Genomic DNA, 18383 nt, shown 5'->3' with positions numbered 1-18383 from the left:
TCACTCACTCAATTTCTCTTCATTTAGCAAAAGACTCCTCCCGAAATTTCGAGATTGGAAATCCATTAAAAGAACGGCGTGGGATCCTCTTAAGATTACTCAATCACATATCGCTGATCTGGCATATGTAAGCGTGAACACGTTGTACAAAACTGAGCGAGATTAAGCGAATCCAAATTTAGATTCTTTAGAAAAAAACATTGATATACTTGGTTTAGAGCTTAATCTTAAACTCAAACAAATTAAGTTATGAGAATGTCAAGAGCTTTCTTTAAAATAGAAAAAGCTGAATTAATTGAACAAAGATCCAATCGAAGTTTTGAATTTATCTATTTAGAAAACTGGCTCAATACTAAAGATAAAATTGCAATCAGTTTAATGCTGCCAAAATCGAAGCAGGTCTATCAATCTCTCTATTTATTCCCCTTCTTTAACAATGTGTTGCCTAAAGGTATTAATAAACACGGGATCTGTAAAAAAATGTATAATGATAAGATGATTATTTTGGGTTGTTGCCCAACAATGCATTAGGGAACTCTTGCCGAAGGCTAAGACTCTTATAGCTGGAACTGTCTAAAACGCATGTTTACTATTTGGAAAGCGACACTCATCACTCCTTACGATTCCCCAAATGGTAAATATGACGAAAATCAAATCTTTAGAATTAATCAAAAGCGTATTTCCATATCGGGTGTTCATGAGAAGTTTTCAGTTCTTTTAAAAAGAATAAGTTGCGACTTATTAAAGAAGGGGAGCAGGGAAATTATATTTTAATGCCATTCCCAATGCTGCTAAACGCACCGATCAAATGCCGGCTAACGAACACCTCAAGATGTAAATAGCACAGCAGGTGTATCAAATTGAAACTGCAGAGAACGCTTTGATATTTTTTAAAAACGGGGGAGCAGGCCTATTATTGAAATTTCTTTTATCAATGAACTGCCCAAACGTACTACCTACAAGCCTATTAAATGCGATTTAAGCGTTTGAGCCCGGAACGTTAGATACAGTTAACTCCGTAACGTGAGAAAACCCTTAAAAAATTAACTCTTCGATTTAAACCCCAAACCTTTCCCATCATTTTTTCTTTCGAAAAGGCCTTCACTAAAGACAGGTTTTTTTGAAAGAAAAAATTAATTCTATTTTTGAATCAGTGCAGCAAGAGGTAAGCTATAGCAAATGCTAGTGAAAGAAAAAGAATTAGAATTAGAACTAGTACAATAAGCCAATTGGGAATCGTCCGGGAATGCTTAATAATTTTCAATATTTCTTCTCGGTTTTCCTGTTGAGCAGTTTGATCAACTTCCAGTTTTCTAAAATGATCCGCAATCAGCTTTTCTATCTGGGTGCTATCTGCTTTTATTGACGTATCCTTTAGGCTTTTTTCAATCTTTTCTAGACGGTTGACTTCTTCCTTAAAGCTGTGTAGCTCTTCCACGAGCAGTTCTGATAGGATTTCTAATTTAGTCATATTCCAATTCCTTTATTGATTACTAGTTTGATTACTCTTTTAGCAATTGCTTTAACCAGACTTGGTGCTATAGGAATACTTTTTCCACCAATTAGAACATTTTTTTGACGAACTATTGATTTCAATAAATTGCTTGCTGACATCGATCGGTGCACTTCGCTTCCTTTCAAACTTTGCCCGTTATATTCAAATCGAAAACCCTGAAGTTCTTTTGATTTATTAATGACCGGGATTACTGTAATCTGTTTTTCCTGCATTCGGTTGATGTATGTTTGTAAATCTTTAGCTCCTTCCTTGCCAATAGTTTGCTCGTGTGCCTTCTGTAGTTCACTTCGGATGCTCCCGAGCGCTAGATTCTTTTCATACTGAACATCTTTTACCGTTTGAATTCCCAGTTCCCTTGCAGTTCGCTCTGCTGCCAATTGACTTTGTTTGCCAATAAAACTATCCTTATACGCTTTTCCATTTAGATCAATACGATTAACATATAGATGCACGTGGGTATGCTCTTTATCGCGATGCACATACCCCACTGCCTGTCGGTCTTGTAATTTCATGTGTTGAATAAAGGTTTTAGTGAGTTTGCCTAAATCCTCATTATTCATATTTGCTCCGTCTTTAACTGTTGGGCTTAGAATAAAACTCAAGGTATTGCGCTCACAGTTTTGATTCAGGTGTTGTACCGCTTCAAACTCTCTGGTGATTTCTTCTGCAGTATCTCCAATGATTAGGTGACTGTATACCAGCTCCGCTTCTTTATCTGGATTATTACCGTATCTCAAGGCTCCGAGTGTACTAGATATGGAACTTCCTTTGCCTATCATGGGATGATGCTTTTAAGATGTTTCTTGATTTCTTCAGCCACCAGAACTACTTCCTCACTGAGCTTTGGATTCCCTTTTTTATACATATTTCCAATACGTTTAAAGTTGTTGTGATACTTCACCAGCATTTTATAGGTCTTGATATAATCTTCATTCATCCGCTCTATGATCTGTTGTTCCATTAGGCTATTTCGGCAAAAAGCACTAAGGCTTTTACCTGCAGCTTTTGCTTTTACCTGCAGCAGTTTTTTCTCATATACGCTGCATCTGAATTTGATAAGTGCTCGTTTCATCGTTTGTATTTTTTCTTTGCAACCATCGGGAGCAAAGCAAGATTGTGGCCACAGCCACACATCTTGCCCTGCTCTCCAGAAATCAGTTTTATTTCCTTTTCATCAGCCAGACATTCAGGTCTTTTTCAGCAGAATAGAACTCAGATTTATCAATGCATTTTGGCGTTGAATTCAAGAAGAAAGCTGTGGTTTTTCTTCCGGCCTCATCCCGATCCAAATAGAGCTCTATCGTTTTATAATTATCTAAAATGGGAAGTGCTTTGTCTGCAAAAGCAATGGAGTTTAAAATCAAAAAGTCAGCTTCTCGTTTTAAATTTGGATAGATTGTTATCAGTGATAATAGATCAAACATTCCTTCCAGAACCATCAAATTCTGGGATTCATTTTTGATCCAAGTCAGATCTTTTGGTGAGCTTGAAGATTTGAAATATTTGTTTCTAAGTTCCCATCCTTCAGAATTGTTTTTGAGTCCAATGGAAAAACAATATTTATTACCAATAGTATAATGAACCTCCCTGCAAAAGGTATTAGCTATAGTCAGGCTGATTTTTCGTTTAGTCAAATACTGTAATAAAGCTGGATGTTGAATGAATTTTACATCTTTGATTTCAATTCCAGATTCCTTTAAATTAGAACGTTGCTGTTTTGAAAGATCGTAATTCACTGTTTTAAGTTGAGCTAAAATTTCTAGAGCCTGACTCACCGATACTTTTGAAAGCTCACAAATGAGATCTATGATGTTCCCGCCAATCCCCAATCCGTGATCGTACCAGCAGTTTAGTTTTTTGGAAACTTTAAAGGATGCTTGGGTTTCTGACCGCAGGGGACTTAGAAACCAAGCTTCCTTTTCCGAATTGCGAGTGGGAAGGTGTCCTAAAAATTCCAGCGCCTTTTCGATGGGAATTTTTCGGGCATTTTCACACGATAGTTTTTCTTTTTTCATCTGTAAATAGTTTAAAAATTCCAAAACATCCTACCATCTTACCCATCCCAGTAAACACGGGGCTTAATGATCTGGGTAAGTCCTTTTTTCATCCTACCCATCCTACCACACATTTGGGGTAAGATGGGTAGGATTGTGGTAAGATGACTTCTTAAGATCCTACCACAAATGAGCCTACTGTTTATAGGGTCTTAGAGGATTTGTGGTAGAATGGTAAGAGGATTTATTCTTTTTTCTTTCATCAGCCTAGTTCGTAAGGCGATTCTATAAACTTCCGCTTTGCTAAGTACCCGTAAATCCTGCGTTTCGGGTGTTTGATCTTCTGAAAACCAAAGCCTGAAAGGGCACGTCCCAGATTGATCTGACTAATGCGTATATTCAGACAATTCAGGCTCACCATAATGTCTGTGGCCGTTACAAAATCTTTTTCGTGGGTAGACTTTTCATAGTACTTGGCAATAAGTTCCTGCTCGGTGGTCATTTTGGTATACCGCTGGTTGCGCTCCTCATTTTCATTAACATCTTTTACGGTGAGCTCCGAATTGAAATTGGGATCTTTATAGGCTAAGTGATAAGCCTGACTCCAGACGTCTCGAATAGCTACTTCTTTCTTATAATCAAAATCGATTGGTCCCATCAGTTCAAAACACAACCAACGCACAGAACCTGTTTCATCATTTAAAAAGGAAGACATATTGGTCGAACCCATAAAGGAGCAAATTCTGGGTAGTATGGTATTCTTGCGGTCATAGGGCAAACGCTCGTTGATAAAAGTCTTTGAGAAAAAAGCTTTAAGCGCATTCACATCATTCTTCGAAAGTACAGCCAGCTCATCGAGATTATAAAGAAAATTTCTGCACAATTGAATACGCGCATCTTTATCGCTATTGATGTCTTCGGCCATATATTCGGCTAATTCCGGTGGGCAGAGATATCGGCACCAGGTTGATTTACCTGAGCTTTGGCCGCTATGACTGATAATTAGAGCCTGCTTATTGAAATACGCAGGCTCCAAGGCACATTTGATAGCTCTAACCAGCCATTTCTTGAAATGATAAACGAATACTTCGTGTTCATAAAGCGGCACAAATGAAGCGAGCTTCTCGATGTGATCTTTGCCATCCCAAGCCTCCAGAGATTCAAAATATTCTTTTATCGGATTATAGGAATCAATCAGCTCCGATTTGATCAGAATTTCCAATTTAGAAGTACTGATATCTATCCCGGCTTTGGTTAGTTCAATGATTAGTGAATTTAGATTTAGATAGCTCCATTGCTTTTTCTGTTTCAAAGAGATTTGAAAATCGTGCGAGATTTCATTGTAAAGAATGTCGTACTTCTCAAAAAGGTACTCAATGGTGTAATCGTAAACCGTCTTTTTCTTAGGATCTGCTACTTGATAGAGTTTGTGATTTTTCATAGCTATGGTTTATAGGTCTATGAATTTCTTTCCTCTTTTGATTTATGCGCAGCAGACTCCTTAAAATCTGAATCTGAGAACTTCTTGTTCTGCATTAACCAGTGTTCAAGCTCTTCCCGTTCAAAGTAAATAAGCTTTCCACTCGGTTTACTGTGGGGAATCATTCCTGTTGAAGTTAATTTGTAAAGATAGCTACGGGATATACCTGTATAATCACAAGCTTCTTCAAGAGTAAGTACCTTCTTATTGGCTAATAAAAGCAATTCAATTCGCTCAAGCCTTTCGTCTAATTTAATTGTGTTCATCGTATTCGATTTGAAAGTGAATAGTGAACAAAGCGCTTTGTTTGTTTTATTAGAATTCCTGAAATAAAAGTAGAAATAGGAATAGAGGAATAGGAGATTTTTAATAAATAGTTATTCACAAATAACTGAAAATCAATAATTTGTAATGAAATACGTTTAAATGGTTTCAGAATTTATTGAATTGAATTTGTGGATCATTCAAGTAACTCTAATTAACATCAGATAAAATTGGCGAAATAGGTCAAAACTTGAGTTATTAACACGTTGAGTGATATCTGTTTTCATATTTAAGGCTAAAAAACACTTATTCTTTTAATATTGGAGCTTGCTTTTTAAGAAGATCCATATCTGCTCCAATTTTCGAATCCAGTACTTTAGCATAAAGTTGTGTGGTCTTGATAGAGGTGTGGCCGAGCATTTTGCTTACTGTTTCCATGGGTACACCACGAGATAAAGTAACCGTTGTAGCAAAGGTATGGCGAGCCAGATGTGTGGTCAGCGTTTTGCTAATTCCGCAGACATCTGCTATTTCTTTCAAATACGCATTCGACTTTTGATTTGTGAGTACGGGTAATAATTTATTATCCTTCAATCTGCACGGGTGATCACTATACTTATTTAAAATCTGCTCGGCTGTTGGTAGAATGGGAATGCTACTTAACGTATTCGTTTTTTGTCTCTTAGTTTTAATCCATCGTTCTCCATTTAATCCGAGTATAATATCATCGGAGGAGAGTTTGTTTACATCTGCATACGCAAGGCCGGTAAAGCAGCAAAAAAGAAAAATATCTCGCACTTGTTCCAGGCGCACTATTGAGAACTCTTTTTGAGCTAGCGTATTTAGTTCTGTTGAAGTTAAAAACTCACGCTCTTTAGTTTTCCAGTTTGATTTCCAATGAAAGAAAGGATCCTTATCTATAAACTGATTAGCCAAAGCTATGCGCATAATTTTTTTGAAATTGACAATATATTTTGTTGCCGTATTGTGAGCGCAGTTCTTTTGAGATTTTAGATAATGTTCAAAACCAGATATAAACTGATAGTCAATTTCTCGTAATGCGATATCATTTTTCTTTTTAAGAAAAAGCAAGTAATTCTCTAAATGCGTACGGGCTGCTTTGTAACGTTGTAGGGTGCCATTTGAATATCCTTTGCCGATAAGACTCTCAATACGGTCATTATGCTCTTTAAATAGCTCTAGAAGTATTCTTTGCTCATCATCTTTACCTTGATAGATATCCCGGATAATCTGAGCGGAAACAGGCTTATCTTCTCGAATTAACCGGTCATAAATCTCATAGATTTTAGTTCGAACATCGTCTAAGTGTCGGTTCACCATTCGAGCTTCTGCACTAGTACCCGTCATCTTTCCTAGTTTGGGATCCCATTTTTCAGTTGCCTTATGTTGGGTTGAAAACTCGCTACGCTTTGAATCTACAGTGATTCGCGCGTAAATAGTAGCTGCCTTTAATGATTTCTTAGCTGAAGTTTTTGGATAGAAAAGTATTGAAATAGAACTTGCCATCATTTTTGTCTTTTAAATGAGGGATTTAAAATACAAAAGTCCTAATTAAAAAGTGTTAAAGAAAACATGTAAGTCCTTTTATTTTAACACTTTATACGGTTTCGCGGTGAGTCTTTTTTGAGTTTAAAAAGACTCACCGAATCACTCACCTTTTTGATGGAATTATTTGATATCAAACGACATTAAATAAAATGAAAAAGCCTGTAAATCATATGATTTACAGGCTTTTATAGGAATTTGGAATAACTCCTAGCGGTCTGGACGGGACTCGAACCCGCGACCCCATGCGTGACAGGCATGTATTCTAACCAACTGAACTACCAGACCAAATATTTTAAGAACTTTTGAAGATTAGAAGCGGTGATCATTTCCTTTCTTGCGGGTGCAAATATACATCCATTTTTTAAGTGTGCAAACAAAAAATGAAACTTTTTTTAATTTTTATAAAAACTGTTTGCGTTCTACTAGAAATGTACTCAATATAGGAGCAAAGCCTCGCTGTATATCTGCCTTCACATATTTTATACGGTATTGTGCGCAGCGTAATTTAAGAGCCTCAAAATAAGCATTTACCAGTTTTTTATAGTCTTCTTTTAAGTTGTCTGAAAAGACATCAATATGCTTTCCGGTTTCCACATCTTTAAAACGTTTAGGCGTACTGTCAAAATTAAAATTTAATTCTGTAGCGCTATCATAGGTATGAAAAAGTACGACCTCGTGCTTATTATATTTTAAATGCTGCAACGCTTCAAAGGTTTTTTCCTGCTCAATTTCATTTTGAAACAAATCACTAAATAAAAACACAAGCGATCTGCGTTTCAGTTTTTCTGCTATGAAGTGAAGATTAGCGTAGGTATCTGTTTTTACCGCATTGTTAGGCTTTACCAGTGTTTGATTTAATTGATTAAGCAACATATGATGATGACGCTCACTTCCTTTCTCGGGGGCATAATACTCAAAATTTTCAGCATATATACTTAAGCCTACCGCATCCCGCTGTTTTTTCATCAATTGCATAATAGCCGCCGCCGCTAATACCGAAAAGGCAATTTTATTTGGGCTGTTTAAGCCTGAAGAGGGTAGTGCAGGGTAGTGCATACTGCTGCTGTTGTCTAAGATAAGATGACAGCGCAGGTTTGTTTCTTCCTCGTAGCGCTTTGTATAGAGTTTATCTGTACGCGCATAAAGCTTCCAATCTATGTGTTTTGTGCTTTCGCCGGCGTTATATACTTTATGTTCTGCAAACTCTGCAGAAAACCCGTGAAACGGACTCTTGTGCATCCCGCTAATAAACCCTTCAACAACCTGACCGGCCAGAAGCTCTAGGTTGTTAAAACCGGCAATAGCATTAAGGTGCGTTTGAAAATCCATAGGGTGATATAAAAATACAGTCTCAGTTAGCGGTATGCCTAGAAATAAAAATTCAAGAGCATCAACCGCTTACTGAGACTGTTTACAAGGAGGTTTTAGATTACACCGTCAACGATTCCGTAAGAAACAGATTCCTCTGCGCCCATCCAGTGGTCACGGTTAAAATCTTTCATTACTTTTTCAAAATCCTGACCGCAGTTATCTGCAAGAATTTTTGCGCTCAATTCTTTAGTTTTTAAAATTTCCTGAGCTGTAATTTCAATATCACTAGCCTGCCCACGCGCACCACCACTAGGCTGATGTATCATAACACGAGCATGAGGCTGTATAAAACGACGACCTTTCTCACCTACCGAAAGTAAGATACTTCCCATACTGGCAGCAAGACCGGTACATATTGTAGAAACCGGACTTTTTATAGATTTAATCGTATCGTAAATAGAGAAGCCGGCAGTCACATAACCACCTGGGCTGTTAATGTATAATTGAATTTCTTTATGGCTTATTGCATCTAAATACATAAGACGGTCAACAACGTGCTTGGCACTCTTGTCATCTACCTGTCCCCAAAGAAAAACTTTACGTTCTTCCAGTAACTTAGCATCAATAAGATCTTGTGGTTTTCCTTTTTTATTTTCCATTGTATAATTTTTATTTCAGATACTGTTCAGCTAAACAGTGTATAAATTTCGGAACAATTTTTTTAATCGCCTTAACAAGTATAAACAATAAGTTTAAGATTTGCTTATAAAATTAGAGAAGTGTCGCAGGCATTAATTTATAGTTTACAGACAAAATAAAAAGGTTTGACATGAAGCCAAACCTTTTTATTCTATTTTAAAAATGTTTTCTTATGCTTCGCTAAGTAAACCTTCTAAAGCCTCAGTATAAGTAGCTTTAGGGGCAACACCTACCTGGCGACCTACAACCTCACCGTTTTTAAACATCAAAACTGTAGGTATGTTACGTACACCATATTTTGCTGCAAATTCCTGGTTAGCATCAACGTCAACTTTACCTACTACGGCTTTGCCTTCATATTCTTTGCTTATTTCTTCAATAACGGGGCCTACCATTCTACAAGGGCCACACCATGCTGCCCAAAAGTCTACAAGTACCGGTTTATCAGATTGTAGTACAGCTTCGTCAAATGTTGCGTCAGTTATTTCTAGTGCCATTTTATTTTTTATTTAGGTTATTAATGTAAAATTAGTCAATTATTTATCTAAAGCTTACAATCAACGAATTAGATTTGACTATGATTTTATCAGTTATATTGATTAATAATACAGCCTTTTGCCTAAACAATATAAGCATTTCTTAAACTGTCTTTAAATTGAAGTACTATTTTTTGCTTCTAGAAGATTGAAATCTCTAATATTCCGGGATTGTAACGTGCGATTTTAATTTTTAGGGCGTAACCCTTCGGGTCGCGCTATACGTTACAAGTCCGCGCTCGTTCCTCGCTGCGGGCTTTTCACTGCTATCCCTTACGCGGATTTACGATAGTTTCGTCACCATAAGTTAATTTAAAGTTGCAGATCTTAGGAGTAGTGATGCTGAAATAAGTTCAGCATGAAGATATAAAATTTAAAATTTTTACAATGATCTGGGCGTAACCCTTCGGGGCGGGCTATGCGTTACAAGTCCGCGCTCGTGCCTCGCTGTGGGCTTTTCACTGCTATCCCTTACGCTATTATTTTCGATAATCAGTTTTTAATGTGATTTCTCAGAAGAGTTGAATTTATTAGATAATCATTTTTTGGTATTAGAAGTTTAAAGTGGAATTTTGTACTTATCAAATTAACACTCTAAAAATCTCATTGATTTCGTTTTTAAATAAATTTAAAAACTTATATTCTTGACTATTCTAAAAACAAAATGGGTAAAAAATATTCTGACATAAGAGAAAAATTACAAATCGTTGTAGATAAGAAAACTACTAACGAGATGGCTCATTTAACGCATTATTTCCAAAATCATAAAAATGGAGTTTCAGAATATTATAAGACGAACGCTCAGGAGTATTTATCAGAGTTGCACGAAAGTTTGGATCTAACTGAAGAACCTAATTTTCAATATTACTTGCCTATTAAATGGGATGTGCCTTTTCCTCCGCCAAAGACACCGAAATTCAAATTTATTGATCTGTTTGCAGGAATTGGTGGAATTCGTCTTGCTTATCAAAATAACGGCGGTAAATGTGTTTTCACCAGTGAATGGGACTCTTTTGCAAAAAAAACTTATGAAGCAAACTTTGGAGAAGTCCCATTTGGCGACATAACACAAATTTCAGAAAAAGAAATACCTGACCATGATATATTACTTGGAGGTTTTCCTTGTCAGCCATTTTCAATAGCTGGGGTTTCGAAAAAAAACTCATTGGGTAGGCAACACGGATTTTTAGACAAAACACAGGGGACATTATTTTTTGACATAGCTAGGATAATCGAGTACAAAAGGCCAAAAGTTTTCATGTTGGAAAATGTGAAAAATTTAGTTTCTCATGATAAAAAGAAAACTTTTAAAGTTATTACAGAGACATTAAAAGAGTTAGGTTATTCAATTCATTATAAGGTTTTAGATGCTAAATATTATGTGCCGCAGCATAGAGAACGTATCATTATTGTTGGATTCGATAGAAAAGTATTTAAAGGAAATGAAGAATTTGAATTTCCTAAGCCACCTGAAGCTGATCTTGCTGTAAAAGAGATTTTAGAGAATAAGGTTGATAATAAGTATACTTTGTCTGATAAATTGTGGAATTATCTTCAGGAATACAAGAAAAAACATCAAGCTAAAGGAAACGGTTTTGGCTTCGGGTTAACCGACTTAAATGGTGTTTCAAGAACTTTGAGTGCGAGATATTATAAAGATGGTGCTGAGATTTTAATTCCACAAAAAGGTGAAAATCCAAGAAGATTAACACCGAGAGAATGTGCCAGAATTCAAGGTTTTCCTGATGATTTTGTTATTCCTGTTTCTAATAATCAAGCATATAAACAATTCGGTAATTCTGTAGCCATGCCTCTAATTCAGGCTGTTAGTAAGAACATTGTAAAAGAACTTCTGAAAATCAATGAATCTAAAAAAACTAAAGTCTCTGTTCATCAATAATGGGTGCGATGAAATCTATATTAAAAAACTGTCACCTAACGACAATTCTAAAAACCAAGTATATTTCGGAGGGAATTTTGAGATCCTAAATATATTGCCAATTTCAGGCATCACAACTGTAGGAGCTGGAGATTGGAGTAGAGAACGTTTTAAAGCCTCGTTAAACTTTTCGTGGATTACAGATACAGGTGATTTATCACCTGCTAATCATTCTCAACTAATTCTTTACCCTAAATATCCAGAAGTACGATTTTCAGGATTTCTTTTAGGATCTAGAAATGCGCCTTCTGAATTAATGACTCAAAGACTTGCTGATAGATTATTATTTATAGGAGTAAGTAAAAGCGGAACAGTTCTTGGCCATGTAGTTCACCCCGAATCTGAGATAGCAAAAGAATTTATCCAAGAGGAAAATTTGGTTGAAAGCGGTGTGTTTTTTGTGATGGAATTACCTCAAACCGTAAATAATCGTTTACTCTTATTGAAAGAGTTGACGAGAATTTACAATAAAGGTTGGATAGACTCTAAACGCTTAGATTCAGATAGTAATATTTTGCCTTGTCGTGCTTCAAATTGTGGTGGGTATACACTTGAGGCTGAATTAGGGATTACACCAAATGGATATTCCGAACCTGATTACATGGGTTGGGAAATCAAACAATTCGGTGTTCAAAAATTTAAAAATATCAACTCTTCTGTTATAACACTGATGACCCCTGAACCTACAGATGGTCTTTACAAATCTGAGGGAACAGAATATTTTGTTAAAACTTATGGCTACCCTGATAAATTAGGTCGACCCGACAGAATGAATTTTGGAGGTGTTCACAAAGCAGGAATATTACATCCAACGACGAAATTGGAAATGAAATTAATTGGCTTTGATAAAGAAAGTGGAAAAATTAGAAATTCAAACGGGAGTATTTCATTAGTCGACCAGAAGGGAAATGAAGCTGCTTCTTGGAGTTTTTCATCAATGCTTTTACATTGGAACAGAAAACATGATAAAGCTTGCTATGTGCCCTCCCTTTCAGATATAAAAGGTGACAGAAAGTATAAATATGGGAATAATATAATTTTAGGAACAGGAACAGATTTCCAACTTTTTCTTATGCAAATGGCTAATGGAAATATTTATTACGATCCTGGAATAAAATTAGAAAATATGTCAACCAAGCCAAAGGTTAAAAAGAGAAGTCAATTCAGAATCAAATCAAGATTTCTGCCTAATCTTTATAAAAAAAATGAAACAATAGATTTATCAATAATCTAAGTGGCAATTATTTTTCTATGTAGTTTTTCTAAGCTTTTTGATTGATTTTTAGATTTTAGTTTACACTCCCAAACAACAATAACCTTCCATCCGGTTGCTTCTAGTTTTTCGACTATAAGCTGATTTCTTTCTTTAGTTTTGAATATTTTATCTTTCCACCAATCAGTTCTGGTTTTTAGTATCGTAAAATACTTGCAGTCCTCATGACCATGCCAAAAGCATCCATTTATGAAAACTACCGTTTTATATTTTTTAAATACAAGATCTGGCTTTCCAGGTAGAAATTTGTCGTGTAGTCGAAACCTCAAACCTTTTCCGTGTAAATATTTACGGACAATCATTTCAGATTTCGTGTCAGATCCTTTAATCTGACTCATGTTGTAACTACGTGTTTTTTTATCGTGAACGTCTGCCATTTATATTAAAGTCAGTTTAACTTAAAATTCATCTCCTCTTCGCGTTAGGGATAGCAGCGTAAATCCTCCTTGTTGCCCGTTGCAACAAGGAGATTGCAGTGTATAGCCCGACCGTTAGGGAACGCCCAAACAGCAAAGCTAATGATGTAAAAGCCTATTAATTGAGTTTAAAACTAAACCGCTGTGCCTTCAATTCATTTAACAAAGCACTACTTATTTTTACTTTTTTCTTACGACTGGGCATCTGCAATGCGATTTTTTCATCAGATTCAAAGACGTAAAAATGCAGATTGTGATCCCCGCGGTGATTAAATAAGGTTTCACGCAGCTCGTCAATGCGCCCGCTTTGCACTTCTTTTAAATCGAGGTTTATGGTGAGTTTTTTACTAAACGTTTCCATCACATCCTGCAATTGCATAAAGTTGTTAAACTGCATCCGCGGATCGCCTTTTTTGCCGGTATCGCGGTTTACCCAGCCCTCGCGAATAAACACACGCATATGCACAAAGGAATTTGGGATTAAAAAGTGCCTGAATTTTAAATATTCTTCGCCAAACATTCTAAACTCAAAAGACTCTTCAAAATCTTCAACAGTAAATGCAGCCCAGCCTTTTCCGTTCTTAGAAACCCGATGCTGCACATCGCTAATTACCCCACCAATGGTAAGTTCACGGTTAAGGTGATTATCAAGGTTGTTAAAATCACTAATCTTACCGTTGCAGAAATTTTCCATTTCTAATTTAAAATCATCTAGCGGGTGCCCACTAATGTAAATACCCACCACTTCTTTCTCGCGACGTAGTTTTTCCATCGTTCCCCATTCTTCACAGGGAGGCACCACCGGCTCCGGGATTTGCACTTCACTGGCATCGCCAAATAAACTTACCTGAGACGAATTCTCATTTTCCTGAAATTTAGCTCCATATTTCACTGCTTTTTCAAGGAAGGTAATACCATCGCCCTCGTCTTTAAAATACTGCGCGCGGTGGGTAGTGGTAAAACTATCCATCCCGCCGGCGAGTGCCAGACTTTCAAAAGCTTTTTTATTTGCAGCCCGTAAATCGATGCGTTTTGCAAGGTCAAACACAGAACGATACGGCCCGTCTTTACGATTGTCAACGATGGTTTGTACTGCATTTGCTCCCACACCTTTTACAGCTCCCATACCAAAACGTACCGCGCCGCGGTCGTTTACGGTAAATTTTCTAAACGATTCATTCACGTCTGGCCCTAATACTTCGAGTCCCATACGTTTACATTCTTCCATAAAGAAAGTAACCTGTTTGATGTCGTTCATATTGTTAGACAGTACCGCAGCCATATATTCGGCAGGGTAGTGGGCCTTACAATAAGCGGTCTGGTAGGCAATCCACGCATAACAGGTAGAGTGCGATTTGTTAAAAGCATAGGCAGCAAAAGCTTCCCAGTCTTTCCATATTTTATTTAAAACCTCTCGAGGATGGCCATTTTTCTCACCACCTTCCAGAAATTGGGGTTTCATCTTATCAAGTACCGATAAAATCTTTTTACCCATCGCTTTACGCAAGACATCGGCATCACCTTTACTAAAGCCTGCAAGACTCTGTGACAAAAGCATCACTTGCTCTTGATATACGGTTATCCCGTAAGTTTCTTCAAGATATTCCTGCATGGCAGGTAAATCGTATTGTATTTCTTCGTCCCCGTGTTTACGCGCAATAAAGCTCGGGATGTATTCCATAGGGCCCGGGCGATACAAAGCGTTCATAGCAATGAGATCTTCAAAAACGGTAGGCTTTAACGCCTGCATGTGTTTTTGCATCCCGGGTGATTCATACTGAAATATCCCTACCGTATCCCCCCGCTGAAAGAGTTCGTAGGTTTTTGCATCATCTAGCGGAAAATTATCGGGATCTAGATCAATACCGTGTTTGTGTTTTACAAGTTTTACAGTATCCTTGATCAGGGTAAGGGTCTTCAGACCCAGGAAGTCCATTTTTAGCAGACCGGCTTCTTCTACTACCGAGTTGTCAAATTGCGTAACGTATAAATCGGAGTCTTTTGCTGTGGACACCGGGACGAAATTGGTAATGTCATCGGGCGTGATAATTACCCCACAGGCGTGAATACCCGTGTTACGCACCGAACCTTCAAGCTGGCGTGCTCTTCGCAAGGTTTGGCCCTCAAGATCATCACCTTCGGCAAGGTTGAGGAGTTCGTTTACCTTTATAAGATCATCAGAACGAAATTTCTTTTTTAATTCGGCTTCACTTTGTCCAAAAATCTTGGCAAGCTTCGACATGTTGGGGATCAGCTTGGCAATGCGGTCTGCATCTCCTAACGGAAGATCAAGCACCCGGGCGGTATCTCGAATTGATGATTTTGCTGCCATGGTACCGTAGGTGATAATTTGCGCCACCTGATTAGCACCATATTTATTGATTACATAATCCATAACCCGGCTTCGGCCCTCATCATCAAAATCGATATCAATATCGGGCATACTCACACGATCTGGATTTAAGAAACGCTCAAAAAGCAGATCGTATTTAATAGGGTCAATATTTGTAATTCCCAGACAATAAGCTACCGCAGAACCAGCAGCAGAACCCCGGCCGGGACCTACCGAAACATCCATATTACGTGCTTCGCGAATGAAATCTTCTACAATCAGGAAATAACCCGGATATCCCGTATTCTCAATAACGCTCAACTCAAAATTGAGTCGCTCTTCAATTTCGGGAGTTAAGTCTGGATAGCGCTTTTTAGCTCCTTCAAATGTGATGTGCTTGAGGTATTTATTCTCCCCGCGTTTTCCGCCATCAAGTTTATCTTCTTCAAACCTAAATTCTTCAGGAATCGTAAATGCAGGTAATAAGACATCACGCGCTAATACAAAAGCTTCAATCTTATCTACAACTTCACTCACATTGCTTATCGCTTCCGGCAGATCTGTAAACAGGGCCTTCATTTCTTCGGCAGACTTGAAATAATATTCTTCATTATCCAGACCAAAACGATACCCACGCCCACGACCTTTTGGTGTCGCAACCTTTTCCCCATCTTTTACACACAATAAAATATCGTGAGCAGAAGCATCTTCTTTCTCAATGTAGAAGGTGTTGTTTGTGGCGACTAGTTTTACATCATGAGTTTTAGAAAATTCCACCAAAGTCTGGTTGACCCGGTCTTCATCTTCCTGCCCGTGACGCATAATCTCGATATAGAGATCTTCACCAAAGGTACCTTTCCACCAGAGTAAGGCCTCTTCAGCTTGCTTTTCACCTACATTGAGCACTTTACTGGGTACTTCACCATATAAGTTACCAGTAAGTACGATAAGGTCTTCTTTGTAGCGCTCTACAATCTCCCGGTCTATACGCGGTACGTAGTAAAACCCGTCTGTATAAGCAAGCGAAGCCATTTTTGCGAGATTGTGATAGCCCTTTTTGTTTTTGGCGATAAACACAATCTGATAGCCGTTGTCTTTTTGGCTTTTATTTTTATGATCCTGACATACGTTGAGTTCGATCCCAACAATAGGTTTTATAATGGTTTCTGTAGGTTCTTCGCCTGCCGCGATTAACTCTTCATTTTTAGCAAGTGCACCTTTATTATGTGCAGTCAAAGCTTTCACAAAGTGGAAGGCACCCATCATATTTCCCATATCGCTAATGGCGACTGCGGGCATCTGATGTCTTTTTGCAGCAGCAACCAGATCGTGTACACTAGAAGTAGACTGAAGGATCGAAAACTGCGAGTGGTTGTGCAAATGCACAAAATCTACCTTGGCAAGTTGGGCTTTGTTTTCCTTAATTTCTTCTTTAGAAATATCTGCCTGATCTACTTTTTGTAGCGTTTTGCGTATTTCTTCGGAAGCTTTCTTAAGATTTATATGCTTAAGCCCGATAAATTGAATCGGCTGCGGATTAGCTTCTGAAAAGTTTTCAAAATAACCTGCCGTTACATCTAATTCTTCCTGAGTAAATATGCGACGGCGTACCAGTTCAAAAAAGCAACGTGTGGTCGCTTCCACATCGGCAGTAGCATTATGCGCTTCAGAAAAAGGCTTGTTGAATAAATACTGGTGTAATTCGGTAAGTGTAGGAAGTTTAAATTTTCCTCCACGACCTCCGGGAATTTGACACAGTTGCGCGGTTCTTTCGGTACAGGTGTCTAAAACAGGTAGTTCTTGTAATTGGTTTGTAACATCAAGCCGGTGAAATTCTGCACCCATAATGTTTAAATCAAAACCTACGTTTTGACCCACTACAAATTTTGTCTTGTCTAAAGCAGCTTTAAATTTCCCCAGAACTTCGCCGAGAGGTAATCCATCTCGTTGAGCCAATTCCGTAGAAATACCATGTATGCGTTCTGCATCAAAAGGAATGTCAAAACCATCAGGACGTATTAAATAATCCTCGTGCTCAATGCAGTTACCCATGTCATCGTGAAGCTGCCACGCGATTTGTATGGCTCTTGGCCAGTTGTCAGAATCGGTAAGGGGAGCGTTCCAGTTTTTAGGTAAGCCGGTAGTTTCTGTATCAAAAATTAGGTACATCTGGTTCTCTTTGAATTACTCGATAGTCGAGGATTGAATCGTTTGACAGCTAAAGCTGTCAAAATAATTTTAGAAAAATATTAGATCAACTTCTTAAAACGCTGTGCTCTAAGACCGAAATAAAAATGGGCTAAAAGTTTAAAATTAAAGAAAAACAGAGGCTTTAAAAAGTTAACTTTTGAGGAGTTATTAACGTATGTATCATAAAAAAAATCCCCTTCAATAGTTGACTATTGAAGGGGATTTTAGAGTTTATTTTTATTTTGGCTAATTCAAATAAACAGATTTTATGCCATTATTTCAAAGGCTTTTACTTCTTCTAGTGTGCTTTCTATAACTCCTAATTGAGATTTTAAAATGGCTTCAGTTGTAGGAGGTAGATGTGGTTCGCTCAGAATATTTTTATACTCCTCTATAGCGTTATTTTCCCCACGTATCGTTTCTTTTAAAAGCGCTTCGTCGCTGTTACTAGACACTGTAGATTTTATATTCATCCACGCTCTATGTGCATCGCCTGCCAGACTTGTTCCTTTTTCAGGAGTCTCACCATAAGCTTTGATTTCATTTTTTATATGGTGGCCAAAATCATAACGCTCTTTTGCTTTACGATTAAAGTATTCTGTCAAAGTTCCATTCTTGGTATGGTCTGAAGCTAACTTGTAACCTGCTTCCGCGTCGTAATTCTTGGTTAATAATTCATTTAACTTATTCGAAATTTTTTCTGTGAACTTCATCTTCTAACTTCTTTTAAATTATCGAAACGTTTTTATTAAGGTAATGTGTTTCGTCTACGTTTACTTTAAGATACTAAGTTAAGCCGCCAGAAGCAAATAAATTAAGAGTGTTTAACTTCTATATCAGGTGTTTAACACTTTTAGAATTTCT

The 18383-nt window shown here is 37.4% G+C and carries 16 protein-coding genes and 1 tRNA gene; 3 read left to right on the top strand and 14 right to left on the bottom strand.

Features of this window, described 5'->3' with window-relative positions; translation table 11 throughout:
• Positions 1-249 precede the first annotated feature (249 nt).
• Complete coding sequence (locus P164_RS19195) at positions 250-531, top strand: HipA N-terminal domain-containing protein (RefSeq protein ID WP_051621349.1); 282 nt, start codon at positions 250-252, stop codon at positions 529-531.
• A 619-nt stretch (positions 532-1150) separates the two neighbouring features.
• Here P164_RS19195 and P164_RS12680 read toward each other — a convergent pair.
• From P164_RS12680 to trxA, 11 genes are all read right to left on the bottom strand, one after another.
• Entirely contained in the window at positions 1151-1471 is a 321-nt protein-coding gene (locus P164_RS12680; RefSeq protein ID WP_028376708.1) for a DUF6730 family protein, read from the bottom strand.
• Positions 1468-2295, bottom strand: a complete 828-nt coding sequence (locus P164_RS12675) for a relaxase/mobilization nuclease domain-containing protein (RefSeq protein ID WP_028376707.1) — start codon at positions 2293-2295, stop codon at positions 1468-1470. Before P164_RS12675 ends, P164_RS12680 begins: the two co-directional genes overlap by 4 nt.
• On the bottom strand, positions 2292-2588 hold the full coding sequence (gene mbpA, locus P164_RS12670) for a mobilization protein MbpA (RefSeq protein WP_028376706.1): 297 nt from the start codon (positions 2586-2588) through the stop codon (positions 2292-2294). Before mbpA ends, P164_RS12675 begins: the two co-directional genes overlap by 4 nt.
• A gap of 88 nt (positions 2589-2676) precedes the next feature.
• Positions 2677-3531, bottom strand: a complete 855-nt coding sequence (locus P164_RS12665) for a toprim domain-containing protein (protein ID WP_028376705.1) — start codon at positions 3529-3531, stop codon at positions 2677-2679.
• Positions 3532-3772: 241 nt separating this feature from the next.
• On the bottom strand, positions 3773-4951 hold the full coding sequence (locus P164_RS12660) for a VapE domain-containing protein (RefSeq protein ID WP_028376704.1): 1179 nt from the start codon (positions 4949-4951) through the stop codon (positions 3773-3775).
• 17 nt (positions 4952-4968) lie between these two features.
• Positions 4969-5256, bottom strand: coding sequence for a helix-turn-helix transcriptional regulator (locus P164_RS12655; protein WP_028376703.1), 288 nt, complete (start codon positions 5254-5256; stop codon positions 4969-4971).
• A 304-nt stretch (positions 5257-5560) separates the two neighbouring features.
• Complete coding sequence (locus P164_RS12650) at positions 5561-6784, bottom strand: site-specific integrase (protein ID WP_316930208.1); 1224 nt, start codon at positions 6782-6784, stop codon at positions 5561-5563.
• Between the two features lie 250 nt (positions 6785-7034).
• A tRNA-Asp gene (locus P164_RS12645) sits at positions 7035-7108 on the bottom strand.
• Positions 7109-7222: 114 nt separating this feature from the next.
• On the bottom strand, positions 7223-8152 hold the full coding sequence (locus P164_RS12640; RefSeq protein WP_028376701.1) for a DUF58 domain-containing protein: 930 nt from the start codon (positions 8150-8152) through the stop codon (positions 7223-7225).
• 95 nt (positions 8153-8247) lie between these two features.
• Complete coding sequence (locus P164_RS12635) at positions 8248-8793, bottom strand: ClpP family protease (RefSeq protein ID WP_028376700.1); 546 nt, start codon at positions 8791-8793, stop codon at positions 8248-8250.
• 210 nt (positions 8794-9003) lie between these two features.
• Positions 9004-9330, bottom strand: a complete 327-nt coding sequence (trxA, locus tag P164_RS12630; protein WP_028376699.1) for a thioredoxin — start codon at positions 9328-9330, stop codon at positions 9004-9006.
• 703 nt (positions 9331-10033) lie between these two features.
• On the opposite strand from trxA, the gene dcm reads away from it, so the two are divergent.
• Together dcm and P164_RS12620 are read left to right on the top strand one after the other, a co-directional pair.
• On the top strand, positions 10034-11269 hold the full coding sequence (gene dcm / locus P164_RS12625) for a DNA (cytosine-5-)-methyltransferase (RefSeq protein WP_028376698.1): 1236 nt from the start codon (positions 10034-10036) through the stop codon (positions 11267-11269).
• On the top strand, positions 11232-12542 hold the full coding sequence (locus P164_RS12620) for an MvaI/BcnI family restriction endonuclease (RefSeq protein WP_028376697.1): 1311 nt from the start codon (positions 11232-11234) through the stop codon (positions 12540-12542). Before dcm ends, P164_RS12620 begins: the two co-directional genes overlap by 38 nt.
• Here P164_RS12620 and P164_RS12615 read toward each other — a convergent pair.
• From P164_RS12615 to P164_RS12605, 3 genes are all read right to left on the bottom strand, one after another.
• Entirely contained in the window at positions 12539-12958 is a 420-nt protein-coding gene (locus P164_RS12615) for a very short patch repair endonuclease (RefSeq protein ID WP_028376696.1), read from the bottom strand. The genes P164_RS12620 and P164_RS12615 overlap by 4 nt on opposite strands.
• 157 nt (positions 12959-13115) lie before the next feature.
• Positions 13116-17498 (bottom strand): DNA polymerase III subunit alpha, encoded by a 4383-nt coding sequence (dnaE, locus tag P164_RS12610; RefSeq protein ID WP_028376695.1) that lies wholly within the window; start codon positions 17496-17498, stop codon positions 13116-13118.
• Between the two features lie 287 nt (positions 17499-17785).
• Positions 17786-18232 carry a ferritin-like domain-containing protein gene (locus P164_RS12605; RefSeq protein ID WP_028376694.1) on the bottom strand — a complete coding sequence of 149 codons (447 nt, stop codon included), beginning with the start codon at positions 18230-18232 and terminating at the stop codon, positions 17786-17788.
• Between the last annotated feature and the right edge of the window lie 151 nt (positions 18233-18383).

The sequence above is a fragment of the Leeuwenhoekiella sp. MAR_2009_132 genome, assembly GCF_000687915.1.
Taxonomy (GTDB): Bacteria; Bacteroidota; Bacteroidia; order Flavobacteriales; family Flavobacteriaceae; genus Leeuwenhoekiella.
Note: the sequence above shows the minus strand (reverse complement) of the source record. Positions and strands in the feature narration are given on the sequence as shown.

Bases quoted from the DNA above. Each gene is read 5' to 3' on its own strand.
- P164_RS19195 (WP_051621349.1), top strand. From the start codon at position 250: ATGAGAATGTCAAGAGCTTTCTTTAAAATAGAAAAAGCTGAATTAATT.
- P164_RS12680 (WP_028376708.1), bottom strand. From the start codon at position 1,471: ATGACTAAATTAGAAATCCTATCAGAACTGCTCGTGGAAGAGCTACAC.
- P164_RS12675 (WP_028376707.1), bottom strand. From the start codon at position 2,295: ATGATAGGCAAAGGAAGTTCCATATCTAGTACACTCGGAGCCTTGAGA.
- mbpA (WP_028376706.1), bottom strand. From the start codon at position 2,588: ATGAAACGAGCACTTATCAAATTCAGATGCAGCGTATATGAGAAAAAA.
- P164_RS12665 (WP_028376705.1), bottom strand. From the start codon at position 3,531: ATGAAAAAAGAAAAACTATCGTGTGAAAATGCCCGAAAAATTCCCATC.
- P164_RS12660 (WP_028376704.1), bottom strand. From the start codon at position 4,951: ATGAAAAATCACAAACTCTATCAAGTAGCAGATCCTAAGAAAAAGACG.
- P164_RS12655 (WP_028376703.1), bottom strand. From the start codon at position 5,256: ATGAACACAATTAAATTAGACGAAAGGCTTGAGCGAATTGAATTGCTT.
- P164_RS12650 (WP_316930208.1), bottom strand. From the start codon at position 6,784: ATGATGGCAAGTTCTATTTCAATACTTTTCTATCCAAAAACTTCAGCT.
- P164_RS12640 (WP_028376701.1), bottom strand. From the start codon at position 8,152: ATGGATTTTCAAACGCACCTTAATGCTATTGCCGGTTTTAACAACCTA.
- P164_RS12635 (WP_028376700.1), bottom strand. From the start codon at position 8,793: ATGGAAAATAAAAAAGGAAAACCACAAGATCTTATTGATGCTAAGTTA.
- trxA (WP_028376699.1), bottom strand. From the start codon at position 9,330: ATGGCACTAGAAATAACTGACGCAACATTTGACGAAGCTGTACTACAA.
- dcm (WP_028376698.1), top strand. From the start codon at position 10,034: ATGGGTAAAAAATATTCTGACATAAGAGAAAAATTACAAATCGTTGTA.
- P164_RS12620 (WP_028376697.1), top strand. From the start codon at position 11,232: ATGAATCTAAAAAAACTAAAGTCTCTGTTCATCAATAATGGGTGCGAT.
- P164_RS12615 (WP_028376696.1), bottom strand. From the start codon at position 12,958: ATGGCAGACGTTCACGATAAAAAAACACGTAGTTACAACATGAGTCAG.
- dnaE (WP_028376695.1), bottom strand. From the start codon at position 17,498: ATGTACCTAATTTTTGATACAGAAACTACCGGCTTACCTAAAAACTGG.
- P164_RS12605 (WP_028376694.1), bottom strand. From the start codon at position 18,232: ATGAAGTTCACAGAAAAAATTTCGAATAAGTTAAATGAATTATTAACC.